The 7,946-nt window shown below is 67.7% G+C and carries 7 protein-coding genes; all 7 read right to left on the bottom strand.

What is annotated here, in order from left to right:
- Positions 1-1,625 (bottom strand): CTP synthase (locus Y705_RS19860; RefSeq protein ID WP_049822730.1); only part of this gene is annotated, 1,625 nt, incomplete at its 3' end.
- Entirely contained in the window at positions 1,622-3,358 is a 1,737-nt protein-coding gene (gene recN / locus Y705_RS0112830; protein ID WP_026533142.1) for a DNA repair protein RecN, read from the bottom strand. The genes recN and Y705_RS19860, both read right to left, overlap by 4 nt.
- Positions 3,355-4,281 carry an NAD kinase gene (locus Y705_RS0112825; protein ID WP_026533141.1) on the bottom strand — a complete coding sequence of 309 codons (927 nt, stop codon included), beginning with the start codon at positions 4,279-4,281 and terminating at the stop codon, positions 3,355-3,357. The genes recN and Y705_RS0112825 overlap by 4 nt, the downstream gene beginning before the upstream one ends.
- Positions 4,281-5,126, bottom strand: a complete 846-nt coding sequence (locus Y705_RS19855; RefSeq protein ID WP_049822729.1) for a TlyA family RNA methyltransferase — start codon at positions 5,124-5,126, stop codon at positions 4,281-4,283. Before Y705_RS19855 ends, Y705_RS0112825 begins: the two co-directional genes overlap by 1 nt.
- A complete protein-coding gene (locus Y705_RS0112815; RefSeq protein WP_026533140.1) occupies positions 5,123-5,335 on the bottom strand; it encodes a hypothetical protein in 213 nt (70 codons plus the stop codon). Before Y705_RS0112815 ends, Y705_RS19855 begins: the two co-directional genes overlap by 4 nt.
- Positions 5,336-5,419: 84 nt before the next feature.
- Positions 5,420-6,406 carry an HAD-IIA family hydrolase gene (locus tag Y705_RS0112810; protein ID WP_026533139.1) on the bottom strand — a complete coding sequence of 329 codons (987 nt, stop codon included), beginning with the start codon at positions 6,404-6,406 and terminating at the stop codon, positions 5,420-5,422.
- A complete protein-coding gene (locus Y705_RS21955; protein WP_253908613.1) occupies positions 6,399-7,307 on the bottom strand; it encodes a hypothetical protein in 909 nt (302 codons plus the stop codon). Before Y705_RS21955 ends, Y705_RS0112810 begins: the two co-directional genes overlap by 8 nt.
- Positions 7,308-7,946 lie beyond the last annotated feature (639 nt).

The following is a 7,946-nucleotide window of genomic DNA, read 5'->3' as shown; positions in this document are numbered from 1 at the left end:
CTGAGCTCGGGGTGCGCCTGGGTGGAGACGTAGTACGGGTGCACGTCCCTGGGAAGCTCGGCGAACTCCACCAGCTCGCCGTCCGTCGTCGTGCCCGAGAAGACGAGCCCGGCGTCGCTAATCTGCGCACGGAACTCGTTGTTCACCTCATAGCGGTGGCGATGGCGTTCGGAAACCGTCGTTTTGCCGTAGGTTGCTGCAACCACCGAGCCTTCGGCGAGTTTCGCTTCCCACAGTCCGAGCCGCATCGAGCCGCCCATGTCGCCCTCCCCTGCCACGATGTGGAGCTGCTCCGCCATGGTGGCGATGACGGGATAGTTGGTGTCGGGTTCGAATTCGCTGGACGACGCACCCTCGAGGCCCACGACGTTGCGTGCGTACTCGATGACCATGCACTGCAGGCCGAGGCACAGCCCCAGGGTCGGAATCCGATTCTCCCTCGCGTAGGTCAGGGCGCCGAGCTTGCCCTCGAGGCCCCGGATCCCGAATCCACCGGGCACGCAGATGGCGTCCACGCCGCTGAGTGCCTCGCGGGCACCCTCGGGGGTCTCGCAATCATCGGACGGCACCCACTTGATGTCGACCTTCGTCTTGTTGGCGAACCCGCCGGCGCGCAGCGCCTCGGTGACCGAAAGGTAGGCATCGGGAAGGTCGATGTACTTGCCGACCAGCGCCACCTCGACGTGGTGCTTCGGATTGTGGACGACGTCGAGAAGCTTGTTCCACTTGGTCCAGTTGACGTCCTTGAACTTCAGGTCGAGGGCCTGGACGATATACGCGTCGAGCCCCTGCGCATGCAGGACCTTGGGGATGTCGTAGATGCTCGGGGCGTCGGCTGCGTTGACGACGGCGTCGATGTCGACGTCGCACATGCGGCCGATCTTCTCCCGCATGGCCAAAGGCACCTCGCGGTCGGAACGAACGACGATCGCATCGGGCTGGATGCCGATCGAGCGCAGCATCGCCACCGAGTGCTGTGTCGGCTTGGTCTTCAGCTCCTGCGAGGGGCCGATGTACGGGACCAGTGACACATGGACGAAAAAGACATTGTTGCGGCCGATATCCTGCCGGACCTGCCGGGCCGATTCGAGGAACGGCTGCGACTCGATATCCCCGACCGTGCCGCCGATCTCGGTGATGATGACGTCCGGCGCCCGCTTCGAACTTCCGGGTTCAGCGGGAAGCCGCATCCTCCGCTTGATCTCGTCGGTGATGTGTGGAATGACCTGCACCGTGTCGCCGAGGTACTCCCCGCGCCGCTCCTTCGCGATGACGGTCGAGTAGACCTGGCCCGTGGTGACGTTGGCCGAACCGTCGAGGTTCTCGTCGAGGAACCGCTCGTAGTGGCCGATATCGAGATCCGTCTCGGCGCCGTCCTCGGTGACGAAGACTTCCCCGTGCTGGAACGGGTTCATGGTGCCGGGGTCCACGTTGAGGTAGGGGTCGAGCTTCTGCATCGTGACGGAGAGGCCGCGTGCCCGGAGCAGGTGACCGAGGCTCGAAGCCGTCAGTCCCTTGCCGAGGGAGGAGGCGACGCCGCCGGTCACGAAGATGTGTTTGGTCGTCTTGGCGGACTTCTGGAACCGGGAGTTTATTTGCTGCACCACGGGGTTGGAGCCTATCACTTGGAGGAGGTCCGCGCCGCATCGGCGAGGAGTTCCTCGGCGTGGGCCCGCGCGGATGCTGAGTCTTCCTGGCCCGCGAGCATGCGGGCCAGTTCGCGCACGCGCTCGGCGTCGGGGAGGACCTCGACGTCGCTCGCGGTGAATCCGCCGTCGTCATCAGGGGACGACGCCCGGGAGACATTCTTGGTGACGCGGATGTGGCGCTCCGCGAACGCCGCCACCTGGGGAAGGTGCGTCACCACGATCACCTGGACGTGCTCGGCGAGCATGGCGAGGCGCCTCCCGATCTCGACGGCGGCTTTCCCGCCCACCCCGGCATCGACCTCGTCGAACACGAAGGTCGGAACCGGGTCGACGGCGGCAAGCACCACCTCGATCGCCAGCATCACGCGGGAGAGCTCGCCACCCGAAGCGCCCTTGCCCAGCGGCCGCGGCGCTGATCCCGGGTGCGGCTGCAGCTGGAAGGAGATGTCGTCCTGGCCGTGCGGAGTGAGGGAATCCCCTGCGGTGACTTCGATGAGCAGGTTCGCGTCGGGCATCGCCAGGGCGCTCAGTTCCTCGCTGACCCGGCCGGCGAGGGTCTGGGCGGCGGCCCTGCGGAGCTCCGAGAGGACGTTCGCGTGTGCATGCACTTCCCGGTCGAGTTCCTCGATGACGACGCCCAGTTCGTCCACCCTGCTCGAGTCTCCGCTCAGCTCCTCGAGTCTCCGCGCACCCCTCTCACTCCATTGGAGTACCTCGTCGATGGTGGGAGCGTACTTGCGCACGAGCACCGCGAGTTCCGCGCGGCGCGACTCCACCTCAGCGAGGCGGCCCGGGCCTTCACCGTCCAGCGCTGCCCCATAGGCCGCCAGCTCACCCGAGATGTCCGCAAGGAGGTAGCCCACCTCGGCGACGCGCGCTGCGAGCGACTCGAGGTCGGCATCGTGTTCCGCCACCGCTTCGAGTTGCCTCTTGGCTTCGTCGACGAGCGAGACCGCGTCCGCGCCCGAGCCGAAATCCTCGGAGACCAGGGCGGAATGAGCGACGACGGCGGCGGTGCGGAGCTCCTCCACGTTGCCGAGGCGCATCGACTCCGCCTTCAACGCAGCGTCCTCGCCGGGCTGCGGCTCCACGGCCTCGATCTCGGCCAGTGCCGCCTCGAGGCTTTCCGCTTCTCGCACCCGCTCGCGTGCCTCGGCGCGGAGGCGGTCCCGCTCCGCGAGGGCGTCCCTCCAGCGACCGTAGGCGTTGACGTAGGCACCAAGCTCCGCGGCGAGCGGCGCTCCCCCGAATTTGTCCAGTGCCCCGCGCTGGGCACCCGCACCCTTCAGCCGGAGTTGATCGGACTGGCCATGCACCACGACCAACTGCTCGCCGAGCTCTGCGAGCACTCCCACCGGAGCGGATCTACCGCCCACGTAGGCCCTGCTGCGGCCCTCGCTGGTGACGGTGCGGGCGAGGATGAGCTCGGCTGCGCCGTCGTACTCCTCGAGGGCCGCCCCGGCCTCCGCTGCGCGGGCGGCGACAGCACTGTTCGGCTCGAGGCGGAGGATCGCCTCGGCGGACGCGGACTTCGCTCCGAGCCGGACCGCTCCGGCGTCGGACCGCGCTCCGCGGAGCAGTCCGAGGGCCGTGATCACCATGGTCTTCCCCGCGCCTGTCTCCCCTGTCACCACGGTGAGACCCGGTCCCAGTGTGAGGGTGGCATCAGTGATGACGCCGAGGTCGCGGATTCGCATTTCCTCGATCATTTCGACCGGCCCCCTATTGCTGCGACGGGTCCGCGCCAGCCCTGGACAGGCAGCTCGAATTTTCGGACGAGGCGTTCCGAGAACGGGGTCTGGGCGGTGCGGGCCAGACGCACGGGGATCGGCGAACGCCTCACTTCGATGCGGGCGCCCGGGGGGAGGTCAACACTCCGGCGTCCGTCGCACCACAGGACGCCCCTCGCGCCGGTCCGCGACAGAAGTTCCACGGCAAGGACCGACGACGGCGCCACCACCAGCGGTTTCGCGAACAGGGCGTGTGCGCTGATCGGGACCATCAACAGTGCTTCGACCTCGGGCCACACCACCGGCCCGCCGGCCGAGAAGGCATAGGCGGTGGAACCCGTGGGCGTCGCCAGCACCACGCCGTCGCAGCCGAAGGCACTGACAGGCAGGCCGTCGACCTCCATCACCACTTCGATCATCCGCTCACGGTCGGCCTTCTCCACGGCGGCCTCGTTCAGCGCCCAGTTGCGGGACAGGAGGGTATCCCGTTGCCACACAGCTACCTCGATGGTCATGCGTTCCTCGACGGAGTAATCCTTCTCGGCAACCCACCGCACCGTCTCCTCGAGGTCGGCACGCTCGCTCTCCGCGAGGAAACCCACGTGACCGAGGTTGACGCCGAGCAGGGGAACCTCGGTCTGCCGCACCAGCTCCGCAGCGCGGAGGATCGTGCCGTCACCGCCGAGCACCATGACGAGCTCCACGCCGTCGAGGTGGACGTCCTGCCCGAGCGTCTCGGTGGGCGCCGTCAGCACCCCGTATTCGTTCTGGATGTCGGCGAGTTCCTCCGGCCGCATGACCGGAGTCAGGCCCAGGGCATGAAGGCGCGTACAGGCCTCCTGCGCGGCAGCCATCGCGTCGTGGCGGCCCGTGTGGGCAAGCACCAGTACTCGTCTAGTCATCAAGCTCCATCGAGAGTCGAGGAACCGGACACTCCCGCGAACACACCGCTCGCGTCGAGCACCTGATGTGTCAGCTGATCCAGTTCCCCCTCGATCCTAGGCACCAATGTGGATTCAGGCACCTTTATCCACACGAAGTACTCGCGGTTCCCGTCCTGCCCCGGGAGTTCGCTCGGTGCGAGTCCTTGAATTTCCAGCCCGAGAGCCAGTGCTTCCCGAAGGACTCCGTGGACCCCCCTGCGTCGCACGGCATCCGAGATCACCACGCCCTGGCCGTTGAGCCCGCTCCGACCCACCTCGAACTGGGGCTTGATCAGCAGCAGCAGGTTCCCGCCCGGACGGGTCGACCTCGCCAGGGCTTCGAGCACGAGCCGAAGTGAGATGAAGGAGAGGTCGGCGACGGTGAGGTCGACCTGCCCGCCGATATCCCCGGGCTGCAGGTAGCGCACGTTCATGCCCTCGAAGACGAAGACCCGCGGGTCGTTCCGAAGCTTGTCCGCGAGCTGTCCGTGCCCCACGTCGACGGCTGCCACCTCCCGGGCTCCCCTGGTCAGGAGAGCTTCGGTGAAGCCGCCCGTCGAGGCACCGGCGTCGAGGCACCGCCGGCCGTCCGCCGCAAGTGCAGGAAAGGAGTTCAGTACACCGGCGAGTTTATGGCCGGCGCGGCTCACGAAATCCTCACCGATCATTTCCACTGCGAGGTCCTGGTCACCGGTTACCTGCGTGGAGGCCTTTTTTGCGGGAGCGCCGTCTAGGAGCACCTTGCCGGAAACGATGAGCTGTGCAGCATGGGAGCGTGAGCGCGCGAGCTCGCGCTTCACGAGTTCCTGGTCCAGGCGCGTCATTCCTGATGCCCCTGGTCGAGCTCCGCGAGCAGGCTCTCGGAGATTTCCGAGTACAGTTCCGGCTGCTCCGCAACGGAAGTGTCGGTGAGCCGTGCAAGGCGTGCCAGAACGGCGTCGACGTCGGGGTCTCCCGAGGTGAACTGATCGGACGGCCACGACGGCCCGGCACCGCCGCTGAAGGGCAGGTCGATACCACGCACATCACCCATGGAGTCCCTTCCCCTGCGTCATCGCTTCCTTCATTCCGCGCCTGCCTCGTCCCTTCATCGCTTCCCTGCAGCAGCCGGAACCACTCAGCGCGTGAACCGCAGCCGCGGGGACAGGACCCTGTCCTGCAGCGGATGCGCCGACCACCACGCCGAACATGCCGCCCGCCACGCGTCGAGGTCGGTTTCCGCGCCTTCCACCATCACGGATTCCCCCTCGACACGTGCAGACGCCTGCCCGCGTCGGTGAACCCCGCCCTCCGACCGAGCTACGGGATACGGCTCGTAGAGCGCAGCGAGCGACGGGATCAGGTAGTCCGGGCGCTCGTCGTACACTGCGGCAAGAGCGGTCTGAAGCGTATCCACTCCGGTGAGGACCAATGCGGTCTTCATTCCTGCACGATTTCCGCCCAGGATGTCGGTATCCAGCCGATCCCCGACGACGAGGGCATTCCGCGCCCCAACGTGGCGTGCCGCTGTTTCGAAGAGGGCAGCTTCGGGCTTGCCTGCCACCACCGGCTGCTTACCGGTTGCTGCCGCAACAGCGGCCACGAGCGTTCCGTTGCCCGGCGCTATCCCACGAGCCTGCGGTATCGACATATCGGTGTTGGTAGCCACCCAGACCGCACCTGCAGCTACTGCGTAGGCGGCCTCCGCGAGGTCCTTCCAGCCGAGTTCGGGCGAGAACCCCTGGATGACGGCGTCGGGCAGTTCCTCTGCTGACGGGACGACCTCGAGATCCTGGGCGCGCACCAGGTCGGCAAGGGTCTTGCTGCCGACGACCAGCACCCGGGAACCTGCGGCAACCCGGGCCGCCAATAGTTCGGCCCCGGCCAGCGCCGAGCCGAAAACCTGGTCAGCCCGTGCCGGAGCGCCGAGGCTCCGGAGATGGGCCGCCACGACGTCCGCGGACCGGGACGCGTTGTTCGTCACGTATGCCAGGGCTATGTCCGCCCCAGCCAGGGATTCAAGCGCTTCGGCTGCGCCCGCAATGGCATGCTGCCCCGCGTACACCACTCCGTCGAGGTCGGCCAGGACGGCGTCGAACCCGTCGATCAGCCGGGCCTCAGTCATCAATGCGGTCCTCGTCCGCCGGTTCGGAGGCCGGCTGTTGCGTGGCGCCAGGTGCTTGCTCTTCGGGCTCCCGGCCGGCCTGATGATCGGCGGCAGGTTCGATGCCCGGCGTCGAATCGGAGCGTCCGGCGCCTTGCTGATCCGGGGCTACGCCCGAATCGAGGGCTTCGCCATCGGCTTGGTCGGCGGCGTCGTGTGAAGTGCCGACCTGTGCGGGGACGGCCTCGACTACGGTCTCGGATTCGGAACCTTCAGGGATCCCGTTGCTCGCGCTCCCGATCACCTCGGAGACCCTCGGTACACCCACCGAAACGGCGTCGTCGTCCTCATCGCCCCCGAGGTCGATAATGTCGGGCTCCGTCGGATCATCCAGGCCCAGGGCGGTCTCGGCCACCCGGGCCTGCTTGCGCCAGGTGCCGGACTCCGCGGTCCTGCCCACGGCGTCGAGTGCATCGCCGTACGCCCGGAAGAGCCGGGGCGTGAAGGAGAAAGCCCGGTGAAGGTCGAGTTGGGGGATCTCGAGCGCCGCGACCGCTGCATCGAGCTGACCGAGGTCCGCCCGTGCACCTGAAACGACCATCGCCAGTTCGGCCTTGCCTGCCGAATCGAGGGTTTCCGCTTCCTCTCCCCGCGCAAGATCGAGAGCGCGGTCGGGCCTGCCCAGCCCACGTTCGCAATCGGCCATCACCGGGAGATGAACGTTCGAGCCGCTGATACGGCGGAACGTCCGGAACTCGCGCAGGGCCTCGCCATAGTGGCCTGCCGCATACGCGGTAAGGCCCACCGCCTCGCGTACTGCTGCGAGGCGTCCACCGCGCCTGCTCGCCGCAAGCGCATGCTGGAACGCCAACTCGGGATCGTCGTCGATCAGGCGGCCCGCCATCACCAGGTGCTTCGCCACCCAAAGAGCGCTTCGCTCTTCGAGGTTCCTGATCTGGGCACGTGTCACCCGATCCAGCTCATCACCCTTGACGTCCTCGTCGATCTCGGGGGACCGTTCCCTGTCGGGCCGATTGGCGCTCCTCAGGTCCCGGGCGTTGTGGGGACGGGCACCTGCGCCGTCCGTTCCTTCGCCTCTTCCCTCGGGGCGGCCTCCACGTTGGCTGTCCGAGGGACGGCGGTCATCCCTGGTGCGGTCTTCCCAGCCACCTGAGCGTTTCGCATTCGGTGATCCGCCTGGGAACCGACGCTCGCCGGACGACCCGGCGCCTGCCGGTCGCTTGCTCCACGCGCGGTCGCCCGGATTGCTGCCGGCGCTGCTGCGCGCGGCCCCGCCGTTGCTGCGCGGAGCACCGCCGCCGGTCCGAGGGCGCCCGGCTTCCGATCCTGATGACGATCCGCCTCGGAATGCCGCGCCTCGGAGCCGGTCCCCCCGATCGTCGCCCCTGCTGCTCAGTCTCCTGTCGCGATCGCTCCTATCGCTTCCGCTCCTGTCACGGTCAGGCCTGTCCCGCTCGCGAGGCGCACTCTTGTCGCGGTCATGCCTTCCACTGTTCCCGTCACGGTCCCGGGGCGCACGATCGGCTGGCCTGCCGCCGCC

Source organism: Arthrobacter sp. H41 (genome assembly GCF_000520535.1).
Classification (GTDB): Bacteria; Actinomycetota; Actinomycetes; order Actinomycetales; family Micrococcaceae; genus Arthrobacter_D.
Note: the sequence above shows the minus strand (reverse complement) of the source record. Positions and strands in the feature narration are given on the sequence as shown.